This is a genomic window from Paracoccus amoyensis (assembly GCF_014490725.1).
Lineage (GTDB): Bacteria > Pseudomonadota > Alphaproteobacteria > Rhodobacterales > Rhodobacteraceae > Paracoccus > Paracoccus amoyensis.
The window spans coordinates 43,539-63,161 of sequence record NZ_JACOQL010000008.1 but is presented as its reverse complement, the minus strand read 5'-3'; the positions used below and the strand labels follow the sequence as shown (position 1 = coordinate 63,161).

The 19,623-nt window shown below is 60.0% G+C and carries 17 protein-coding genes; 8 read left to right on the top strand and 9 right to left on the bottom strand.

Translation table 11 applies throughout. The features are described from left to right. Positions 1–320: 320 nt before the first annotated feature. Positions 321–557: a type II toxin-antitoxin system CcdA family antitoxin gene (locus H4P12_RS17985; RefSeq protein WP_187795011.1), complete on the top strand. Its 237-nt coding sequence runs from the start codon at positions 321–323 to the stop codon at positions 555–557. Further along, positions 558–857 carry a CcdB family protein gene (locus tag H4P12_RS17980; RefSeq protein WP_187795010.1) on the top strand — a complete coding sequence of 100 codons (300 nt, stop codon included), beginning with the start codon at positions 558–560 and terminating at the stop codon, positions 855–857. It begins immediately after the preceding gene. Between the two features lie 72 nt (positions 858–929). Here H4P12_RS17980 and H4P12_RS17975 read toward each other — a convergent pair whose 3' ends face one another. From H4P12_RS17975 to H4P12_RS17960, 4 genes are all read right to left on the bottom strand, one after another. Further along, the gene (locus H4P12_RS17975; protein WP_187795009.1) at positions 930–1,706 is read right to left on the bottom strand and encodes a MetQ/NlpA family ABC transporter substrate-binding protein; all 777 of its coding nucleotides are present in this window, start codon (positions 1,704–1,706) and stop codon (positions 930–932) included. Positions 1,707–1,762: 56 nt separating this feature from the next. Continuing rightward, positions 1,763–2,437 (bottom strand): methionine ABC transporter permease, encoded by a 675-nt coding sequence (locus tag H4P12_RS17970; protein ID WP_187795008.1) that lies wholly within the window; start codon positions 2,435–2,437, stop codon positions 1,763–1,765. Further along, positions 2,427–3,500, bottom strand: coding sequence for a methionine ABC transporter ATP-binding protein (locus H4P12_RS17965; RefSeq protein WP_187795007.1), 1,074 nt, complete (start codon positions 3,498–3,500; stop codon positions 2,427–2,429). Before H4P12_RS17965 ends, H4P12_RS17970 begins: the two co-directional genes overlap by 11 nt. A 258-nt stretch (positions 3,501–3,758) precedes the next feature. Further along, positions 3,759–3,983: a hypothetical protein gene (locus H4P12_RS17960; protein WP_187795006.1), complete on the bottom strand. Its 225-nt coding sequence runs from the start codon at positions 3,981–3,983 to the stop codon at positions 3,759–3,761. Positions 3,984–4,485: 502 nt separating this feature from the next. On the opposite strand from H4P12_RS17960, the gene H4P12_RS17955 reads away from it, so the two are divergent. The 3 genes from H4P12_RS17955 (at position 4,486) to xrtE (ending at position 9,055) form a co-directional block, all read left to right on the top strand. Then, positions 4,486–6,975 carry an SdrD B-like domain-containing protein gene (locus tag H4P12_RS17955; RefSeq protein ID WP_187795005.1) on the top strand — a complete coding sequence of 830 codons (2,490 nt, stop codon included), beginning with the start codon at positions 4,486–4,488 and terminating at the stop codon, positions 6,973–6,975. A 145-nt stretch (positions 6,976–7,120) separates the two neighbouring features. Beyond that, positions 7,121–7,333, top strand: a complete 213-nt coding sequence (locus H4P12_RS17950) for a hypothetical protein (RefSeq protein WP_187795004.1) — start codon at positions 7,121–7,123, stop codon at positions 7,331–7,333. 90 nt (positions 7,334–7,423) lie between these two features. Next, positions 7,424–9,055 carry an exosortase E/protease, VPEID-CTERM system gene (gene xrtE / locus H4P12_RS17945; RefSeq protein ID WP_187795003.1) on the top strand — a complete coding sequence of 544 codons (1,632 nt, stop codon included), beginning with the start codon at positions 7,424–7,426 and terminating at the stop codon, positions 9,053–9,055. 50 nt (positions 9,056–9,105) lie between these two features. Here the strand turns inward: xrtE and H4P12_RS17940 are convergent, their stop codons facing one another. The 4 genes from H4P12_RS17940 to H4P12_RS17925 all read right to left on the bottom strand — a co-directional run bounded on the left by H4P12_RS17940 (position 9,106) and on the right by H4P12_RS17925 (position 14,647). After that, positions 9,106–10,494, bottom strand: a complete 1,389-nt coding sequence (locus H4P12_RS17940; protein WP_187795002.1) for a hypothetical protein — start codon at positions 10,492–10,494, stop codon at positions 9,106–9,108. Beyond that, the gene (locus H4P12_RS17935) at positions 10,494–11,114 is read right to left on the bottom strand and encodes a polysaccharide biosynthesis/export family protein (protein WP_187795001.1); all 621 of its coding nucleotides are present in this window, start codon (positions 11,112–11,114) and stop codon (positions 10,494–10,496) included. Before H4P12_RS17935 ends, H4P12_RS17940 begins: the two co-directional genes overlap by 1 nt. 188 nt (positions 11,115–11,302) lie before the next feature. Continuing rightward, positions 11,303–13,903: a tetratricopeptide repeat protein gene (locus H4P12_RS17930; protein WP_187795000.1), complete on the bottom strand. Its 2,601-nt coding sequence runs from the start codon at positions 13,901–13,903 to the stop codon at positions 11,303–11,305. Between the two features lie 75 nt (positions 13,904–13,978). Further along, the gene (locus H4P12_RS17925) at positions 13,979–14,647 is read right to left on the bottom strand and encodes a sugar transferase (RefSeq protein WP_343069858.1); all 669 of its coding nucleotides are present in this window, start codon (positions 14,645–14,647) and stop codon (positions 13,979–13,981) included. Between the two features lie 394 nt (positions 14,648–15,041). Between H4P12_RS17925 and H4P12_RS17920 the strand changes: the two genes are divergently transcribed. Genes H4P12_RS17920 through H4P12_RS17910 form a run of 3 tightly spaced genes read left to right on the top strand, consistent with a single transcriptional unit; the run spans position 15,042 to position 18,356 of the window. Continuing rightward, positions 15,042–15,926 (top strand): ExeA family protein, encoded by an 885-nt coding sequence (locus H4P12_RS17920; RefSeq protein WP_343069857.1) that lies wholly within the window; start codon positions 15,042–15,044, stop codon positions 15,924–15,926. Next, positions 15,923–17,452 carry a GumC family protein gene (locus H4P12_RS17915; RefSeq protein ID WP_187794999.1) on the top strand — a complete coding sequence of 510 codons (1,530 nt, stop codon included), beginning with the start codon at positions 15,923–15,925 and terminating at the stop codon, positions 17,450–17,452. Before H4P12_RS17920 ends, H4P12_RS17915 begins: the two co-directional genes overlap by 4 nt. Positions 17,453–17,486: 34 nt before the next feature. Next, positions 17,487–18,356, top strand: coding sequence for a CpsD/CapB family tyrosine-protein kinase (locus tag H4P12_RS17910; protein ID WP_187794998.1), 870 nt, complete (start codon positions 17,487–17,489; stop codon positions 18,354–18,356). A 24-nt stretch (positions 18,357–18,380) separates the two neighbouring features. On the opposite strand, the gene H4P12_RS17905 is transcribed toward H4P12_RS17910, so the two are convergent. Then, on the bottom strand, positions 18,381–19,580 hold the full coding sequence (locus H4P12_RS17905; RefSeq protein WP_187794997.1) for a glycosyltransferase: 1,200 nt from the start codon (positions 19,578–19,580) through the stop codon (positions 18,381–18,383). Positions 19,581–19,623: the final 43 nt, after the last annotated feature.

Below are 19,623 nucleotides of genomic sequence, written 5' to 3'. Positions count from 1 at the left end.
CCGTCATCCCGTTGTGAAAACTGTGCCGCCGGGTTCTGTCGCGCCAGAATGCGATCCGTCAGATACAGCCCGCCCGCCGCTGCGGACAGGATCACCGCCAATCCAAGAGCTGCCTTGACGGCGCGCATGCCTGTCTCCTCCCGGTTGGGGTGTGATGGGTTGCCATGAACAGCATTCCTTGAATGCGGGTCGGCCGACAACTGATAATCACGTGTTTCCGCGATTTATATGTGCGGATGTCCAAATGGCAGGTAAACGGGATCGAGATCTTGCCGCGCATGACAATGCGCATTATTTATGGGCATATCAGAGGATGTCCCATGCAACGTCACGCAACCCCCAAGAAACCGACCAATCTGTCGCTGGATGCAGGCCTGCTGCAGGAAGCCCGCAGCTTTGGTGTAAACCTGTCGCAGGCAGCCGAAGCCGGGGTGCGGCAGGCGGTTGCCGCCGCAAGATCCGCCAGTTGGCAACGCGAAAATGCGGATGCCCTTGCCAGTTCCAACGATTGGGCGGACCGGCAGGGACTGCCACTGGCCAGATACCGGCAATTCTGAATGGCGCGCTATGATGTCTATGCCAACCCGGATGGCCCGGGCTATCTGCTGGATGTACAGGCCGATCTGCTGGACGGGCTGAACACGCGGATCGTGGTGCCGCTGATGCCACGGGACAATGCGCCGGTGCCTGCCCGGCGGCTGAACCCGGTCTTTCGGATCGCCGATCAGCCGCATGTGATGGTGACGCAGTTTCTGGCCGCGATCCCCCGGTCGGCTCTTGCCGCGCCGGTCACCAATCTGGCCGCCCATGATACGGATATCGGCAATGCGCTGGACATGGTGTTCGTCGGGTTTTGAGGGAGGACATGACAAAGGCCGCAGATGGCACCACCTGCGGCCTTGCCGTTTCAGCCCGAAGGCCGCCCATCATTACCAGCTGGTAATGACCGAGCCGTCGTATTTTTCGTCGATGAAGGCTTTGATTTCGGGGCTGTGATAGGCCTCGACCAGTTGTTTCACCCAAGGCTGGTCCTGATCGCCGTTCTTCACCACGATGATGTTCACATAGGGGCTGTCGGCTTTTTCCGTCGCAATTGCATCGGTTTTCGGGTTCAGTCCCGCATCCAGTGCATAGTTGGTGTTGATGATGGAAATATCCGTATCGGCCAGCGATCGCGGCAGTTGCGCGGCATCCAGTTCAAGGAAGGCCAGGTTCTTGGCATTCTCGGTCACGTCCAGCGGCGTCGGAACCAGCCCGGTGCCTTCGGCCAGCTTGATCAGGCCCAGATCCTGCAGGATCAGCAGGGCGCGGCCGCCATTGGTCGGGTCGTTCGGGATGCCGACATTGGCGCCATCGGGCAGATCCGCAATGTCCTTCAGCTTTTCTGAATAGACGCCCATGGGCGTGGTGATGGTGGTTCCGACCTCGACCAGATCAAAGCCGCGATCCTTGATCTGGTTTTCCAGATAGGGGCGGTGCTGGAAGCTGTTGGCGTTCAGGTCGCCATCGTTCAGCGCCTGGTTCGGCACGACATAGTCGGAAAACTCGACCACTTCGATGTTCAGACCCTTTGGCGCGGCGACCTTGGCGACTTCTTCCATGATCTCGGCATGCTCGCCCGGGGAAACGCCGACAGTGATGTCTTCGGCCATGGCGGCGGCTGCCGACAGGGCCAGAACAGAGGTCAGGGTGACAAGACGCAGCATCAGAAAGCTCCTTGATGGTTCATGCGTAAAAGACTTGGGCGCTGAAACAGGCAAGATCAGCGCCCGCGATTGCGAGGGGCGCGTTTGTCGACCCGCGCCGCGATCCATTCGCCGATGGACTGCACAAGCTGGACCATGACGATCAGGATGATGACCACGGCCAGCATCACATCGGGCATGAACCGCTGATAACCATAGCGGATGCCCAGATCGCCCAGCCCCTGACCGCCAACCGCGCCGACCATGGCGGAATAGCCGATCAGGCTGACGACGGCCAAGGTCAGGCCCAGCGTGATACCGGGCAGGGCCTCACGGATCAGAACCTTGCGGATGATCTGCAACGGCGTGGCGCCCATGGCGCGGGCAGCCTCGATCAGTCCGGCGTCAACCTCGCGGATCGCGTTTTCGACCAGCCGCGCGATAAAGGGGATCGCGGCGATGGTCAGCGGCACGATGGCCGCGTCGGTCCCGATCGAGGTGCCGACAAGCGCGCGGGTAAAGGGGATGATCGCCACCACCAGAATGATGAAGGGCACCGACCGCGCGGCATTCACCACAAGGCCCAGTATCTTGTTCACCCACGGCGATGACAACAGCTCGCCCCGTTGCGATGTGGCCAGATAGACGCCCAGCGGCAGGCCGAAGATCGTGCCCAGAATGGCGGATGCCGCGACCATATACAGCGTTTGCAGCGTGGCAGAGTAAAGCAGTGCGATCAGATTAGACGACATAGCCCAACACCTCTGTCAGCAGCCCGTGGCGTTCCAGATAGGTCCGCGCCTCGTCTCCGCGTGCGGCATCGACGGCAATCAGCAGGTTGCCGAAGGGATGCGGGCCGATCTCTTCGATGGCGCCGGCCAGAATATTGGCGGCGATGCCCAGTTCGGTGGCCAGATTGGCCAGCATCGGGTCAGTGGCGTGATCGCCCGCAAAGGTCACGCGGATGACCGCCTGTGCCGGGCCGTCGGGGCGATGATCCTGCATCCGGCCTGCGATGAAGGCGGGCAGTGTCAGCCCGGTCACGCCCCCCAGAAAGGATCGCGTGGTCGGATGCCGGGGCTGGGCAAAGACGTCATAGGTCGCGCCTTCCTCGACGATGCGGCCACCCTCGATCACCGCCATCTGGCTGGCGATGTCGCGCACCACGGCCATTTCATGCGTGATCAACAGGATGGTCAGGCCCAGATCGCGGTTGATATCGGACAAAAGCCGCAGAACCGTCTGCGTGGTTTCGGGGTCCAGCGCCGATGTCGCCTCATCCGACAACAGGACCTTTGGACTGGTGGCCAGGGCGCGGGCAATGCCCACGCGCTGCTTCTGCCCGCCAGACAGTTCGGCCGGATAACGCTCACGCAGGGCTTCAAGCCCGACGCGGGCGATCAGGTTTTCAACCTTTGGATGAATCTCGGCGGCGGGTGCGCCAGCGATTTCAAGGGGCAGGGCGATATTGCCATAGACCGTGCGAGAGGCCAGCAGATTGAAGTGCTGAAAGATCATCCCGACCTCGCGGCGGATCCGGCGCAAAGCCGCGCCATTGGCATTGCCGACATCATGGCCCGCCACCGAAACCGTGCCGCTGGTTGGCCGTTCCAGCCCGTTGACCATGCGCAGCAGCGTCGATTTGCCCGCCCCCGATCTGCCGATGATGCCGCAAATCGCGCCGGGCTGAACCGTCAGGCTGACATCTTCCAATGCGCTGACACGACTGCCGCCGGGGCCGTCAAAGGCCTTGCCGACCCGGTCAAAGATGATCGTTGCGCCTGCTTCCCGTAGGGGTGCGCCTGTGCCGCTCATTCTGGCTGCTTTCCGTCATTGCTGTTCTGCCCTGATGGGCCATGCTTTCGATAGGGCGGGTTGCCTTAATCCCCGTCCGGGCGCAAGGGACCGGGTTCAAAAGGGAAGAGAAGGCCCGCGCGGATCGGGCTGGGCGGTGATTTTCTTCTATATTTCTGCGTCGTCGTAGCAGAAATGGGATCAGGATACGAGTTTTCCCGATGATGAACCATAAGGGGATCATCGGGCTGCACAGGCCGGGGCCCGTTTGCGGTGCATCTATCTGCGGCTGGCCGGCTTCAGTTTTTCGCCCGACATCCGCAGCCCGTGCCGTTTCCGCAGACAACTGACGACCAGGGTCGCAGGCATTCCGATCAGCAATCCCGTCCATCCGCCGCCCAGATATGCCAGCGCAATCATCCCCCAGGATGCGCCAAGAAAACAGGCGGTGGTCGAGGCCATCACCGATCCGGCGACAATGAAAAACAGGGCAACGATTATCATCGGATCGCTATCTGATGGGCAGAGGCATCACAGGTCCGCCATATTAGATGCTGAACACGAAACTGTCCGGTTTTGCATGATTACAAATTGTCCGAGTTTCAGGGTTTTTGCATGTGCCGTTTCATGCGGTCCAAAGGGGTCATGATTCGCGATGTGATTCGTGCTCATGCGTTCGTCGATATACAACTACAGGTTGCGGCAAAGAATTGCCACTCTGTCGTGAATTGAGGTGGTGAGTAAGGCTACAATCAATGCGTGCGTCATTTGCCCTGAAAACCAGCTAAGTTGCATGATTTCAATCCGTTTTCTTGCCAGAAAATGTGAAATCCATAGAATTGGAAAAAAATAGGAAGTATGGACCTTTCCAAGATCGCGAGGCCCGGGGCGGCTTACCGAAATTGGTTAAGTTTACGGACAGGTATGCGGAATGCCTGTCTTTGTTCATGCCAGCGTATCGAGTGTTTGTTTTCCCGATAAGGGAAGTTTGAGTGGGAAGAGTGGCATGACTTACTATAGTTCTCAGTATTATAAATCGTATCAATGGTCGGCATTTACGGAAGCTGACCTGTTGGCCAACGGCAAGAACGGCACCAGCATCGACCGTGGTGACACCTTCACCGTCGGCATCCCGACCACCAAGATGTCGACGACCGACAATGACGCGACCCTGTCGGGTGACAGCACCAATTGCTGGTGGGGCACCAGCGGTTCGTCCGACCGCAGCGGTCAGAATGCCAAGGTCAATGGCGTCGCGGTCGGCTGCAAGATGTATGCCGAACAGTATCACGTGCTGAAAGGGTCGGACGGCAAGACCTATTACATGATCGAAATCAAGATCGAAGGTCATGACTCGGCCGGGGCTGGCAACGGCTATTTCACCTTCTACGGGGCGCAGCCGCCGATCGGCACCTCGGTGACTGTGGTGTCGACCTGCAACGTTTCGGGTTCGTGGGTTGATTATTCCTGCCTGGGCGCCGGCACCACCGCACCGCCGAACACGCCCCCGACCTTCACCAATGTGCCTGCGAACGGCATCTATTGCGTCAATGAAAACAACAAGCTGGTTGTCGATCTGAACGCGTCGGACAAAGAGGGTGACGCACTGAGCTTCTCGATCGTGGGCGGCGCTGACGGCGCATCCTTCACCATCGACGCCAAGACCGGTGTGCTGAGCTTTGTGAACGCGCCCGACTATGAAAAGCCGACCGACTCGGACGGCAATAACAGCTACAAGGTGATCGTGGCTGTCAGCGATGGCAAAGGCGGCGTGACCAACAAGGAACTGACGGTCAATGTCTGCGACGTGAAAGAAGACGGCGCACAGAAATGCATCGTCATCGAAGCCGAAGATATGCGCCTGTCCTGCTACACGGTCAAAGGCGCCACTTCGGCCTCGGGCGGGGAATATATCTCGCTGACCGGTTATAATGGCAGCGCCAGCACGACCTTCAAGGGCGCGGCCGGTGAATATGACTTCTCGATCCGGTACTGGGACGCGGCGCGCGGAGACGGCTATATCAAGGTTCTGGTGAACGGTCAGGAAGTCAAATCGATCCGCCTGAACACCGAAACCGGCAAATGGATGGATGTGTCCGTCGATGACCTGAACCTGAAATATGGCGATGTCATCACCCTGAAAGGGTCGGGCAAGGGGTGCGAATATGCGATCATCGACAAGATCAAGCTGTGCCCGTCCGAGCCGGAAATCAAACCGGGTGCGTTGGAAGGCCGCGTGTTCATCGACGCCAACAAGGACGGCATCGACAATAACGAAACCGGTGTTTCGGGTGTCACCGTTCAGTTGCTGAATGCGGCTGGCGCGGTTGTTGCCACGATGCAGACCGGTGCAGATGGTTCCTACAAGTTCAACAACCTGCAGCCGGGCGACTACAGCGTCGTGTTCCCGACCGAAGTCGACGGCATGAAGCTGACCGATGCCAATGTCGGCGGCGATGACACCGTGGACAGCGACGCCAATGTGACCACCGGCGCGACGGGCAGCTATACCGTTCCTGCTGGCGGTCTGGTTTCGCATGTCGATGCTGGCCTCTATGTGCCGAACGCCGGTCCTGATGCGTCGGATGACGCCTCTGGCACTTGTGTCAGCGTTGCGAAGACGGTGAATGTTCTGGCGAATGACACGGATGCGGATGGCGACAGCCTGACGATCACCAAGGTTGACGGCCAGGCGATCACCGAAGGTCAAAGCGTGACGCTGGATGACGGGGTGATTGTGACCTTGTCGACGGGTCAGCTGGTCTTTGATGCCAGCGGTTCGGATTATGCAAGCCTGACCATCGGCCAGAAAGCCAACGCGACCTACAGCTACGAGATCTCGGACGGGAATGGCGGCATCGACACGGCGAATGTGGACATGTCCTATTGCGGTTCGCTGAACACGCTGGAAACCATCAAGGCCAGCCTGCCGGAAGCCGGCGTGATCAAGCTGTCGATGGATACGACCGGGGGTGAATTCTATACCGCAGCCGTTTCGGGCACCGGGGATCAGCGTTTCGACGGCAAATCCTTTGATATCGTGTTCTGTGGCGCAGCCCAGCTGCCGATCAAGATGGGCGTCAATGTGCCTGTGACCTTCCATCTGGCGACCGCGGAAGATGCGCCTGCATCGATCGTGAACGAACAGAACCTGGATCTGGTCAACTGGATCCTGAACCAGGATTTCACCTCGATCGACAATGGCGACGGGACTGGCAAGACCTATACCGAAGCCGAAATTCAGGGCGCCATCTGGGGCCTGACCGACAACTTCCTGTTCGTGAACGAAGCCAACCCGACCTTTGGCACCAAGGCGAATGCACAGGAAATCTACAATCTGGCCCTTGCCAATGGCGAAGGCTTTGAAGCTGGTGAAGGCGATATCATCGGCCTGATCGTCGACCCGACCGCCGCGGCCATCGCTGCCGGAAACAAGCAGCCGATGATCATCGGGGTCGAGTGGAACGATCTGGCAGAAGATTGCCTCTGCTTCTGATCAAGACCGGGGCTGGCCCGATCCGGGTCGGCCCTGTTTCAGTTCCGGTTTGTCCAAGGACCGGGACCGGATCGCACACTTGCGCGATCCGGAGTTTCGATGGCGAAGCGCTTGGATCTTCGCCGCTTTTCAGGAGTCAAGACACGTGAAATACCTTAGCCTTGCTGGCCTTTCGGCCGTCGCCTACAGCCTGATCAACTCGGCCGCTGTGGCGTCGACCTGCGAGATCAACCCGACCATGCCGGAATGCCAGCCGACCGCTGTTCCGGAAATCAGCGCATTGGAAGGCACCGCCGCTTTGGCCGCGCTGACCGCTATCGTGCTGCTGACCTGGGAACGCCGCCGTCGCGCCCACTAAGCTGGTCCGGTCGTCGCGACCCGATCATCGACAGGCCCGCCAAACGGCGGGCCTGATCGTTTCGAAAACTGAGGTCTGAAGTTATCCGTCATGAGTAATTCTCGCGCTATCGACTCTCGTCTGCCCGCCGCGCCGATCATCTGGGTGGGGGTGTTGATCGTGGTGGAATTTCTGATCATCGGGCTGACCTTCAAACATGGCATCGATTTTGAATGCCAGGCCAATTGGGGTGTTTCGGCCTGTGCGACTGCCAGCAAAAGCCTGGCGGCGCTGTATTGCGTGATTGCTGCGGCCGGGTTGTTTGCCTTGTTGCGGCCTGAATTGTTTCGCGCACTTCTGACAGATGCGGGCCGCAGCCCGCACCCGCTGATCCTGAACGCCGCGGGTTTCGTGCTGGCGATGCTGCCGGCGCTTTTCATGCGTGAAGGGTCAGGAACGGCGATGCTGTGGCCGGCCTTTTTGCTGTGGACCTGCGGTATGGGGCTGATCCTGCTGGGGGTGCTTGGCTGGCTGGCCCCGCGCCCTCGTTGGGTTGCGTTTCTGAAACAGGCGGGCTTCCCGCTGCTTGTGGTCATCGCGGCAGGGGCTATTGCCCCGGCACTGGCCGTCAGGCTGCAGCCGATCTGGCAACTGGATACCATTGCCGATCTGACCTTTCGTGCCGTGACATGGCTGATCGACCTGATGGGCTATGAGGTGTTTTCTGATCCGGTGCGCAAGCATATCGGCACCGACGGTTTCGTGATCTCGGTCGCGCCGGTCTGTTCCGGGGTCGAGGGGATCGCCCTGGTCACGATCTTTGTCACGCTGTATCTGTGGCTGTTCCGCGAAGAACTGCGTTTTCCGCGGGCCTTGCTGTTGTATCCTTTGGGGATCGTGGCCAGTGCGCTGCTGAATGTGGTGCGGATCGCGGTCCTGCTGGCCATCGGGATGGAAGGACATCCCGAACTGGCTGTCGGCGGGTTTCACAGCCATGCAGGCTGGGTGATGTTCACCGCCGTGGCGCTTGGTATCATCGTGATTGCCCGCCGCGTGCCATGGCTACACAAACATGCCATGCGGCAACAGGTCGCCGCCCCTGCCGCAAAACCCCTGCCGCCCCTGCGGCAAGACCCGGTGGCGGCACGCATCCTGCCCTTTGCGGTGTTCATGCTGACGGCGGTGATCGTGCCCGCGATCAGCCAGAACCCATCCAGCTTCTACCCGCTGCGGGTCTTGCTGCTGGCGGCGGTTGTGACGCTGGTCTGGCCTGCTTTGCGCGGGATTGTCTGGCGCGTCGATCCGCTGTCCTGGCTGGCCGGGGCTGCCGTGGGGGCCATGTGGGTCGCCATCCCCGTCGCGCCGCTGGATGGCCCGGCCCCTTACGGCGCCATATCGGGCGGACTGCTGATCCTGTGGTTCCTGCTGCGCGGTGTGGGCACGGTCTTTCTGGTGCCGCTGGTCGAAGAGCTGTTCTTCCGCGACTATCTGGAAAGCCGCCTTCGCGGTGCCGCAATCGACGCACCGGCCCCGCTGTGGCGCAATATCATGGCCATCCTGGTGACTGCCGGGCTGTTCGCTGCCCTGCATGACCGCTGGGCCGAGGCTTTTGTGGCCGGTGTGGCCTTTTCACTGGTGACCCGCAGGAATGGTCGCATCGCCGATGCGATCGCCGCCCATGCGCTGGCCAATCTGATCGTCTTTGCCGTGGCCGTGGTGACAGGAAACCTGGCGATTATCTGACCATGATCGAAAGGCGGGGCTGAAAGCCGTGTCCCGGCTTTCAGCGGGTTTCAGGGCAGCCAGTCAAAGGTGCGGCTGATGCCCAGATAAACACGTTCGTCATCATTGTCGTCGTCATTGCGGTTATCACTGGAGGAGCGGGTGATATTTGCCCCCGCGACCAGCGACAGGTCGGAATACAGCGCCCGGTTATAGCTGATATCGAGCGAGACCGTTTCAGCATTCGCATTGTCGCCGGTCTGCACGTCGGTCGCCCGATAATTGATGGCGGCGTTTAGCCCGGAGATTTCGGTAAGCTGGCGGCTGTAGCTGGCTGAAAGAGTGGTATTCAGCGCCTCATCACCATCACTGGCCGTGACAGACCGATGCGTCAGTGATGCCTGGAATTTGGAAATCCGGTTCAGTTCGCGGCTGTAATTAACCTCGAAGATCGGATCGTAATTGCCCTGAAAATGCGTCATGCCAACGGCGGCAGAAAGTTCATAGGTCTGCATTTCAAGGCTGCGACCCAGCATCATATTGTCCCGCCGCCCCGAGGTGCCGGGCGTGGAATCATAGCTTAACCGCCAATCTCCAAGCGGGCGTGACCGGGTCAGCGCCAGACGATAGCTCGGGCCGGTGGCCTCTTCGATCGTGCCATCCTCTTCTTCGCGGCGGATGCGGGTATGGGTGATTTCGGCATCCAGATTGGTCACCTTGTCGATTTGCATCGCGGCGCCAACCCCGGCATCCGTATTGCGGCTGTCGGTGCCGCCATCGGATTCGATACGGGATTGCGTGGCCACGATCCGCGCCCGGATCAGGGGCGTCGGCTCCAGATACAGCTTGATATCCCCGCCATATGTCTTGCTGTCATACAACGAGGCGCTGTCCGTGCTGAGATCGGTATAATCGCGCCGTGAATAGTTCAGGCCAACTTCGCCCCCGATCTTGCCCTGCTGACCAAAGACATAGCCCAACCGGCCCGATTTGGTGGCGACGCTGCCCCGATCCACGCTGACGAATTCATTGGTCACGTCGTCATAGACCAGTGAATCGTCCAGATCGCTTTCGCGATAGTTGAATTCGGTCTCGAAGGCCGAATTCTTTGCCCCACGCCGATAGAATAACCGGGCCTGCCGGTCACCAAAGCTCAGGAAGTCGTCTTCGTCCGGATCCCCCTGATTGATGGGCAGGGACAGCGAAAACTGCAAAAGCTGGGCTCTGGTGCCGGTCTGGATGTTCAGGTCCAGCGGCGTGATGCCAATGACATCGCCATTGTCGACGGCAATCTGCTGGCCAATGGTGAATTCCGCCTTTGGGGCCAGGGCGGAATCCTGATCGCTGTCCTGCGCCCATGTCAGCTGTGGCAGCAGGGCGACCGTTGAAATTGCCAGAACCCGATATCCGAATGCGCCGCCGAAACCGGCGCGCGCCTGTAATCTGGCGCGCTTTGGCATTATTCGAACAGGCTCCGCTCTGGCACGATGATGACATCACCTTCGGCCAGAACCGGATCGAGGTTCATCGTCGCGCCCCGCATGATGGCGGAATAGTTCACCGTGATGACCTGACCGGGCATGGAGGCGCGGCGCAGCTGGATGCGTTTGGTGGCGGCAAAGGGCGTCAGGCCACCCGCCTGCGACAGCGCCTGCAGGAATGTGGTGCCCGGCAGCACGGCCTTGGCGCCCGGTTGGGCGGCCTCACCCATGATATAGATATTGATGACCGCTTCCTCGACCTCTTCCGCGGTCGGCACAGGTTCGATCGGGACGACGTTGACGAAAACCGTTGGCGGCGAGGCCATGATGCCTGCCAACGATTGCGAGATGCGATTGGCGATGGTGGTGGCGGATTGGCCGCCCACATTCATGTTGCCGGCATAGGGGAAGGTGATCGACCCGCCCGGCAGCACGGTCACGGCGCGGTTCAGACTTTCGTCTTCCACGACTTGAATTTCCAGCCGGTCGCCTGCACGGACGCCATATTGCTGCGCCGAGGCAGCAGGGGCAAAGGCCATCACCATGACCAGTGCAATCGAAAGCACCGGTGCAAGGATGAAACGCAGCAGGGTTTTCATTGTCTTGTCCCTTTATCCTGTCATCCTGCGGGGCGGGGATTGGCCCTGAACCGCAGGTGTTCTTTATCTACTAACACATAGCCTTGGCGAAGCGGCAAAGGGTAGAAAAAATACTGCAATCTGTCACTACAGGACCACAATTATCGTGATCCTGCCAAGGGTTACTCGCCCGGAAGGCGATTGAAGCTTCAGTTGTCCGGCGCGGATACCGGTTGGGTTGTGGCGGCGGGGGCAGGGGCGTCAGCCGGGTCTGCCTCCGTTGCCGGGGCGGTCCCGCCATCTGCCGGTTGCGGCGCGGCGGGGTTTTCCAGCCGCGCCAAGGTCTCGCGCGCCTGTGTAATCGACGGTCCTTCCTGACCTTCCGGCAGCATCTCCAGACCTTTTTGCAGCTGGGCCTTGGCATCCTCGGCCTTGCCGATGGCGTCCTGCACCAGTCCCAGATGGATCTGCACCATCGGGTCTTCCGGCAGACCGGCGGCAGCACCTTCCAGATAGGGCAGCGCGGCCTGGCTGGCACCGTTCAGATGCTGGATCCAGCCATAGGTATCCATGAAGGCGGGCTGATCGGTATCCTTCAACCGCCGCGCCACGGTCGAGGCCCGGGTCACGGCCGCCGGATCATTGGATTTCCACGTCGCCAGCAGGCTGGCAAGGTTGTTGGCGATGACGATTGAATCCGAATTCTGGGCATAAAGCTGATCATAGATGGCAATGGCTGCATCGATGTCTCCGCGCCCCTCGGCCAGGCCGGCCTTGCTCCATAGCAGGTCGGGATTGCCGGGCATTGCTTCCAGTGCCTGATCAATCATTGCCGTCGCGCCATCGGTATCACCCTGGGCCACGGCCAGACGCATCAGCATTATATAGGGCCGGGGATCGGTGGGCTGATCCTGAACCAATCTGGTCAGAATATCGCGGGCTGCGGTATCGTCGCCCGCCGCGGATTCGGCCACGGCCAATGTCATACGAACGGCGGGATTGTCGGGCTGCTCCCCGGCCAGTTTCTGCGCCAGCTCCTTGGCCGAGGCCACATCGCCCGAGGCCAGGCGGACCCGGATCAGTTCCAGCCGTGGGCCCAGACCCGCATCGGCCTGTCCGGCCAGTTCTTCCAGATAGCCGATGGCAGCTTCGTTCCCATCGGTGCCCGCAAGGCGGCTCAGTTCCAATTCGTCCGCCATGGTCTTGGCACGCTCTCCCCCCGGCTGGGCGCCCAGTTCGCGCAGACGATTGATGACGCCTTCGGCGCGCGGGATGTCGGGCATGGCCAGATAGGTCCGGCCCAGCAGGTTCAGCAGGTCGATATTGTCCGGCTGCTGACGCAGGGCGGGCAACAACGCATCTTCTGCCGGGCGGTAGCGGCCTTCCTGAAACAGGCTTTGCGCCAGCCGCAGGGCCTGTGCGGGCGCATTGTTGGCGGCATTGGCCGCCTGCGTCAGGTAATCGCGCTGCAGATCGGGCTCGCCCGCGCGCTGATAGGCATTGGCCATCAGGCTCATCGCCTCGATATCGTCGGGATGCTGGTCCAGCACGCTGCGCAAGGACATGATCGCGTCATCGGTTTTATCGGCGTCGATATTCCAGCCGGCCTGCATCTTCAGCGCGGCAGGATGAGCCGGGTTCTGGGCCAGGATTTCATCGACCAGCTGACCGGCGCCCGCCTGATCGCCGGTTGCGTTCAGCATCCGCGCCAGTTGGGCCTGAACGTCGCGGGACCGGTCGCTGGGCTCGGTCACGGTGTCCAGAACCTTGCGGATTTCGGCAATCGCCTCGTCCCGCTTGCCGTCCGAGAAGTCGAACCCGGCCCGCAGGGTCTGGAAGATCAGGGGATCGCCACCTGCGGCGATGATCCTGGTCAGTTCCTCTTGTGCGGCGGGCACGCCACGCTGCATTTCGATAAAGCGGACCAGATCGACCTTGGGCGCGGGATCTTCGGCGGGGGCGGCGTCAGCCAGTTCCCGCAGATAGGCCTCGGCATCGTCGGGGCGGTTATCCGACATCAGGAACCGGACCAGATCGGCCTTGGCTTCGGGATCGTCGGGAAAACGGTCGATGGTGGTGCGCAGATGCTGTTCAATGCCAGGCATGTCGCGCTGCTCCACAAGCAGCGCCAGCCGCTGCTGATAGCGCCGGCGATTGTCCGGTTGCAGTTCAAGCAGATGGGTGGTCAATTCATCCGCACGGTCCAGATCCTTGTCGCGCGCGGCCTTGTCCAGCAGGATGCTGAGCAGCAGCGGATTATCCGGCTGTGACGGGATCAGCGCTTCGGTTTCTTCGGCAATCTGATTGCGGGTCTGATTATCCTGCGCGGCGGTGGCATCGCGATAGCGGCGGGCAATATCCAATGCCTTGACCCGCGGATCATCGACGGCCAGTTCGACCGCGCGGGTCACATGACGTTCAAATTCGGCGACCTGTGATTGATCAAAGGCGATCTGCGACAATGCGATCCGCGTTTCCAGATCGTCGGGATATTGTTCGGCCAGACGCAGATACTGGCTATAAGCCTGTTTCGCATCGCCCCGTGCCAGCAAGGTCTCGGCCAGCTTCTTGCGGGCCTCGTAATGGGTGCCTTCGATGTCAAAGACATTGCGGAACTGGACGATGGCGCGATCAACATCGCCCTGTTCCAGCAGCGCCAGCCCTGACTGGTAATATTCATCCGCGCGTTCTTCGGCCGTTTTGCATCCTGCAAGGGACAGTGTCAGCCCGGCTGCCAGCGCGGCAGGCAAGAAAATACGCAAACCCTTCTTGCGTGAAGGGGCGGTGCGGGGGTCTTTTTTGGCGGTCATGATCTGTCGGTCTCGGGATGAAAACATGGCGGATGCGGCCTCTGCCATCCACCACGCGAAAAATGCGGAACCAGCCTAGTAACCGGTGCCGCGCAAGACGACCAGCACGGTTCGGGCCAGTATCCGCAAATCGGTCCGCAGGGACAGAGTACGGTAATATTCATCATCATAGCGCACACGGGCCACGAATTCCGATTCATTTCGTGCCGAAATTTGCCACAATCCGGTTATCCCGGGACGCAGACGACGATATGTCTGCCCGACATACAAGTGGCGTTGATCCACCATCATCGGGCGCGGGCCGATCAGTGCCATGGTGCCGTTCACCACGTTCAGCAGCTGCGGCAGCTCATCCACCGAGGTTTTGCGCAAAATCCGGCCCAGACGGGTGATCCGTGGATCCTGTTTCAGTTTCTGGGTCCGTTCCCATTGCTCGCGGGCCTCGGGGTCCTGGGCCAGATGGTCTTCAAGCTGGTTTTGGGCATTTTTGACCATCGTGCGCAGTTTCCAGATCCGGAAAACGCGACCGTTCCGTCCGATTCGTAACTGAACGAAGAAAGGGTTGTGTCCGTCCAGCGCGATCAGAAGGGCCAGAATCAACACAAGCGGAAGGCAGATCGGGGCAGCCATCAGAACCAGCAGGGTCTCGAACAGGCGCTTGCCACCATTCCGATAAAGGCCACGCTCATGCATGTCTTCGACGGCCAATGCATGCTTGAACGCGGAAGCGCGAAAATCGATCACCACCAAATTTCCCTTTCTTTGGGGAACACCATGAAAACAACGCATCTTATTGTGCCGGTTTCGCGGCGCAAGACATAGCCCGTCCCCCAGAACAGCAAGACGCTATCACGGAGAACACCCAAGCTGAATAAGCAGTTCAGTCAGCAAAACGTGACGCGCGCGGTTTCGCGCATCATGCTCGGATTTCCGCACATGGCTGCAACTCATGGGATTTCATGATGCAGTAAAAACAACTTTTAGTTGTAAATCCGATCACGACCACGCGCAAAGCCGTGATCGATCCCGGCGGAGTCGTCACAATTTGTTAGATTAAATTTTACCGCCTGCCCCCTATACTGGTCAATGAGGTGCTAAGTAGGTATAGCGACCCGATGTTTTCGATGTGGGTTGTAGGGTGAGCCAGTTTTATCTTGACCATTTCGGCTTCTCGATCCGCCCGTTTTCGATCTTGCCTGACCCCGGCATGTTGTTCTGGTCAGACAAGCATCGCAAAGCTTTTGCGGTGCTGGAGTATGGGCTGATGACGCGTGCACCGCTGACTGTCGTCACTGGCGAGGTCGGAGCGGGGAAAACGACGCTGATTCAGGCGCTTTTGCGCAAGGCCGATGATGATATGCGCGTTGGACTGATTTCCAACGCACGCGGCGATCGGGGTGAGCTGCTGCGCTGGATTCTGAATGCCTTTGATATTCCCGCACCGGCAGATGCCGATTATGTGCGCCTGTTCCAGATATTTCAGGATTTCGTGCTGACCGAATATGCGGCCGGCCATCTGGTCGTGTTGATCTTCGACGAAGCGCAAAATCTGGGGGCCGAAACTCTGGAAGAGTTGCGGATGCTGACGAATATCAACTCGGGCACGGATGAATTGCTGCAACTTGTCCTGCTGGGGCAACCGGAATTGCGCGATATCATCACACGCCCGGAATTGCGGCAATTTGCCCAGCGGGTCAGCGCGACCTTTCATCTGGGCAGCTTTGATGAGGCAAATTCGGTCGCCTATATCCGTCACCGCCTGCGCCATGCGGGGGGAACGGGTGATGAAATCGGCGATGAGGCCGCCCGGCGCATCCATGCCGAATCACGCGGGGTGCCCCGGATGATCAACAAGATCGCCGATCTGTCGCTGGTCTATGCCGCTGCGGCTGGTCTGGCCGCCGTGAATGTCGATCTGGTGGATGAATTGATCGGCGATGGCCTGATCCTGATCGCGGCCCCCGAACCCGGACCCCGGCTGGTGCCGGCCCAGGAAACCGAAAGGAAGCGGGATCTCTCATGATTGATTTGCGCTTTTATTGGTCGCTGCTGATGCGGCGCTTGCCGGTCATGCTGGCCTTGCTGATCATCTGTTCGGCTTTTGGCGTTGCATGGGCCATTCGTGCGCCCTCAACCTATTCCGCCGCCGCCCGATTGCTGGTCGAAGGGGCCCAGATCACCGACAACCGTGAGGCTGCGGCCACCTCGGACGCAGAAACCCTGCAGGTGATCGAACAGCAATTGCTGACGCGTGCCAATATGATCGACGTTGCCAACAAGCTGAATGTGTTTCCCGACAGCGCGACCATGGACCCGGATATGAAAGTCGCGCAGATGATGTCCAATACGATCATCCGCCGTTCGGCAGGGCGGGATCAGGCGACATTGATGTCGGTGGGATATACCTCGACCAATCCGCGCCTGGCCGCTGCCGTCGTGAACGAATATACGACGCTGATCCTAAGCGCCAATACCCGCAACCGGGTCGCATTGGCCGAAGACCGGCTAAGCTTCTATCAGCAGGAAGTGGATCGTCTAAGCCAGGATCTGGATGCGCAGACGGGCAAGATCCTTGACTTCAAGAAAAGCAATGCAAACGCCCTGCCCGAGAATTTGCGCTATCGGCAGGATCGCCAATCGCTGCTGCAAGAGCGGGTGTCCCGGCTGGAAAGCGATCTGGCGGCGTTGCAGGCGCAGCGGGCCGATATGGTGCGGATCTTTGAACAGACCGGCAGTATCGGGATCAATAATGCGACGTCCCAGACCCCGGCCCAGCAGCAACTGGCAACCCTGCAGGCAGAGCTGAGTGCCGTTCTGGCGGTCTATTCCGAAAACAGCCCGCGTGTCACGTCGCTGCGCAACCGCATCGCCGCGACAGAACGCGTGGTGCAGGCCGAAGGCGGCGGCGCTGAAAGCGAGGAAAGCCAGACCGGAAATGCCCTGCTGGATTTGAATCTGGCGCAGATCGACAGCAGGGTTCAGGCCATGACGGTCGAAAAGGCGCAGGCCGATCAGGAATTGGATGAATTGGCGGATTCGATCAATGCGACGGCAGCCAATTCGATTGCCCTGTCTGCGCTGGAGCGTGATCAGGCCAATATCCAGACACGCTATGATGCGGCTGTGGCCAGCCTTGGTCAGGCGCGAACCGCCGAACGGGTCGAGGCCTCGTCCCGCGGTCAGCGGATTACCGTGATCGAAGCTGCGACCGTGCCAACCGTGCCCTCGGGGCCGAACCGCAAGAAGCTGGCGGTCATGGGGATCGGGCTTGGCCTTGCGCTGGCCGGTGGTTTCTTTGCGCTGATGGAATTGCTGAACACGACCGTCCGCCGTCCGGCTGAATTGCGGTCACGATTTGATATCACGCCCTTGGCGGTTATCCCCTATATTGAAAGCCGTCAGGAACGCAGACGGCGTAAAAGCGTTGGCATGGCGGCGATTCTGGCGGTTCTGATCATCATTCCGCTTGGGCTGTGGGCGCTGCACATCAATTATATGCCGCTGGATCTTCTGGCACAGAAGATCGTCAGCCGCCTGGGGCTGGGCTAAGCCGGTCCCGGAAACAGGAAAGTCTTGAACCGCAATGGAAAAGCTGCAAGCCGCCATCGAGATTGCCCGCCGCAAGCGCGAGGCCGAAGGAACTGCGACGCAGAAGGGGCAGCCTGTTGCCGCGGGCCCCGCCGCAGGGGCAGGCGGGGTAAACCCGACGACCGGAACAGGTGCCGGAACAGATGCGAATGCCCTGTGGCACGCCATCCCAGAGGCGGAACTGGACCGGACCGCGCTGCTGAAATCGCGTATCCTGTCGCAGAATGCGTCACAGGAATCGACACCCTTTGACGTTTTGCGCACCAAGATCCTGTATCAGATGCGGCAGAATGGCTGGAAACGTCTGGCAATCACCTCGCCCCTGCCACAATGCGGAAAATCGACGGCGGCGGTGAACCTTGCGCTGGCGCTTGGCCGTCAGCCGGAACTGCGCTCGATGCTGTTCGATCTGGACCTGCGGGCGCCCACGGTGGCCGAGAAACTGGGCCTGCCGCAGCCGCCATCGATCGCGCCGCTTTTGCGGGGGGAACGCAGTTTCGCCGACCACGCCCGTCGCGTCGGCCCCAATCTTGCGCTGGCGCTGTCAGGTGTGCCCGATACCGATCCGACGCGTTTGCTGATGGCTGACAGCACCCGCGAAACGCTGGCCGGGATTCAGCAAAACTATGATCCCGACATCATGATCTTCGATCTGCCCTCGATCCTGATCGGGGACGATGCCCGCGCCTTTCTGCAGCATGTCGACTGCGCCCTGATCCTGGTCCGTGCGGATCAGACCCGCTACGGTGATTTCGACAGCTGCGAGCGTGAGGTTGGCGAATATACCAATGTGCTGGGCGTCGTTCTGAACGCGTATCGCCACGCAGACGGGATGGCCGATGCGGTCGAGGGCGGATCGGCCTAAGGACCGCCCCCCGCCCCGGAAAGTTCAGTTCAGTCCGGCGGCAAGTTTCATCTGCGCGATCCGCCGGGAAAATTCGGTATCAAAAAAATGCGCCTTGGCGAATTTCAATGCGTTCGCGGATTTTTCGGCGATCTGGGCCGGGGCGGCCGCCAGATCCGCCAGCTTGTCAGCAAGGGCTGACCAATCGCCCAAAGGCACCGTCCATCCGGCTTTGCTGTCCTGCGCCAGCGCCCCCCACATCCGATTGGCATAGCCCGCGACCGGCAGTCCGCAGCCCATGTTTTCCAGATAGCTGCAGGACGGGTCGGATTGTCGGTGACAGCTGAGGAATATATCGCTGTTGCGGCGGGCAAAAGGGACCAGTTCGGTCGCGAAATCGACGACGCCGTGCAGCCGGATCTGATTGCCCAGATCATGCCTGGCAATGTCGCGGTGAATGTCCGTCTTCAATGACCCGTCGCCAAAAACATCCAGCACGAAATGCACGTGCCTGTCGCGCAACCGTTGTGCAATCGGGACCAGATCCTGCGACCCTTTCATCGGCTCCAACCTGCCCGAATGGATCAATCGCATGGGCTGCCCCGACAGAAGATATTGCTGGCGGGCCTGCATCTCGTCTTCGGTTGCGGACAGATTAGCGGTCATCCGGTTATCCAGATAGAAAACGGTGTTATCGTTTATCCGGTGATAGATATCTGCGGCGGGATAGCCGTTGGCCTGCAGCCCATGGGAGATGGCAAAGGCCTTGCGGCGGCGATGCTCGGTCAGGGTGATGTCCAGCAGGGATTTGATCTTGGACAGAAAGGACCGGTTGCGATCCAGCATGGTGATCTGCCGCCGGGTTTCCGCAGTATATTCGATGGTAAAGAAAATGCGCTTGCTCTGCGCTTTCCCCAGCTGGGCGAGATGCAGATAGTCCGGGTTGTCGCCACTGACCAGGATGATGTCATGGCCATGCAGATCTTCTGCGGTCAGGTGATGGCGGGCCGGCCGGAACAACAGGCTGAAAGGCAGGTCTTGCGGATCAAAGTGGTCCAGAAACAGCGCACCCTGAAGGGGGGCGCGTAAAAGGCATGCGGTGCGGCCGGGCCATGATGCGGTGTAATATTTCATCCCTTCGACGAATTTCTTGTCAAGCGTCACAGACGCACCATCCGCCCTGCCGCGGGCAGAGGTGATGACCAGAAGATTTAAGGTTGCGTCGGATGTGGCGGATACGGGCATAGCATATCCTTGCAGCTTGTCGGTGGGGGAATCCTGCGCCAAG

Bases quoted from the DNA above. Each gene is read 5' to 3' on its own strand.
- H4P12_RS17985 (WP_187795011.1), top strand. From the start codon at position 321: ATGCAACGTCACGCAACCCCCAAGAAACCGACCAATCTGTCGCTGGAT.
- H4P12_RS17980 (WP_187795010.1), top strand. From the start codon at position 558: ATGGCGCGCTATGATGTCTATGCCAACCCGGATGGCCCGGGCTATCTG.
- H4P12_RS17975 (WP_187795009.1), bottom strand. From the start codon at position 1,706: ATGCTGCGTCTTGTCACCCTGACCTCTGTTCTGGCCCTGTCGGCAGCC.
- H4P12_RS17970 (WP_187795008.1), bottom strand. From the start codon at position 2,437: ATGTCGTCTAATCTGATCGCACTGCTTTACTCTGCCACGCTGCAAACG.
- H4P12_RS17965 (WP_187795007.1), bottom strand. From the start codon at position 3,500: ATGAGCGGCACAGGCGCACCCCTACGGGAAGCAGGCGCAACGATCATC.
- H4P12_RS17960 (WP_187795006.1), bottom strand. From the start codon at position 3,983: ATGATAATCGTTGCCCTGTTTTTCATTGTCGCCGGATCGGTGATGGCC.
- H4P12_RS17955 (WP_187795005.1), top strand. From the start codon at position 4,486: ATGACTTACTATAGTTCTCAGTATTATAAATCGTATCAATGGTCGGCA.
- xrtE (WP_187795003.1), top strand. From the start codon at position 7,424: ATGAGTAATTCTCGCGCTATCGACTCTCGTCTGCCCGCCGCGCCGATC.
- H4P12_RS17940 (WP_187795002.1), bottom strand. From the start codon at position 10,494: ATGCCAAAGCGCGCCAGATTACAGGCGCGCGCCGGTTTCGGCGGCGCA.
- H4P12_RS17935 (WP_187795001.1), bottom strand. From the start codon at position 11,114: ATGAAAACCCTGCTGCGTTTCATCCTTGCACCGGTGCTTTCGATTGCA.
- H4P12_RS17930 (WP_187795000.1), bottom strand. From the start codon at position 13,903: ATGACCGCCAAAAAAGACCCCCGCACCGCCCCTTCACGCAAGAAGGGT.
- H4P12_RS17915 (WP_187794999.1), top strand. From the start codon at position 15,923: ATGATTGATTTGCGCTTTTATTGGTCGCTGCTGATGCGGCGCTTGCCG.
- H4P12_RS17910 (WP_187794998.1), top strand. From the start codon at position 17,487: ATGGAAAAGCTGCAAGCCGCCATCGAGATTGCCCGCCGCAAGCGCGAG.
- H4P12_RS17905 (WP_187794997.1), bottom strand. From the start codon at position 19,580: ATGCCCGTATCCGCCACATCCGACGCAACCTTAAATCTTCTGGTCATC.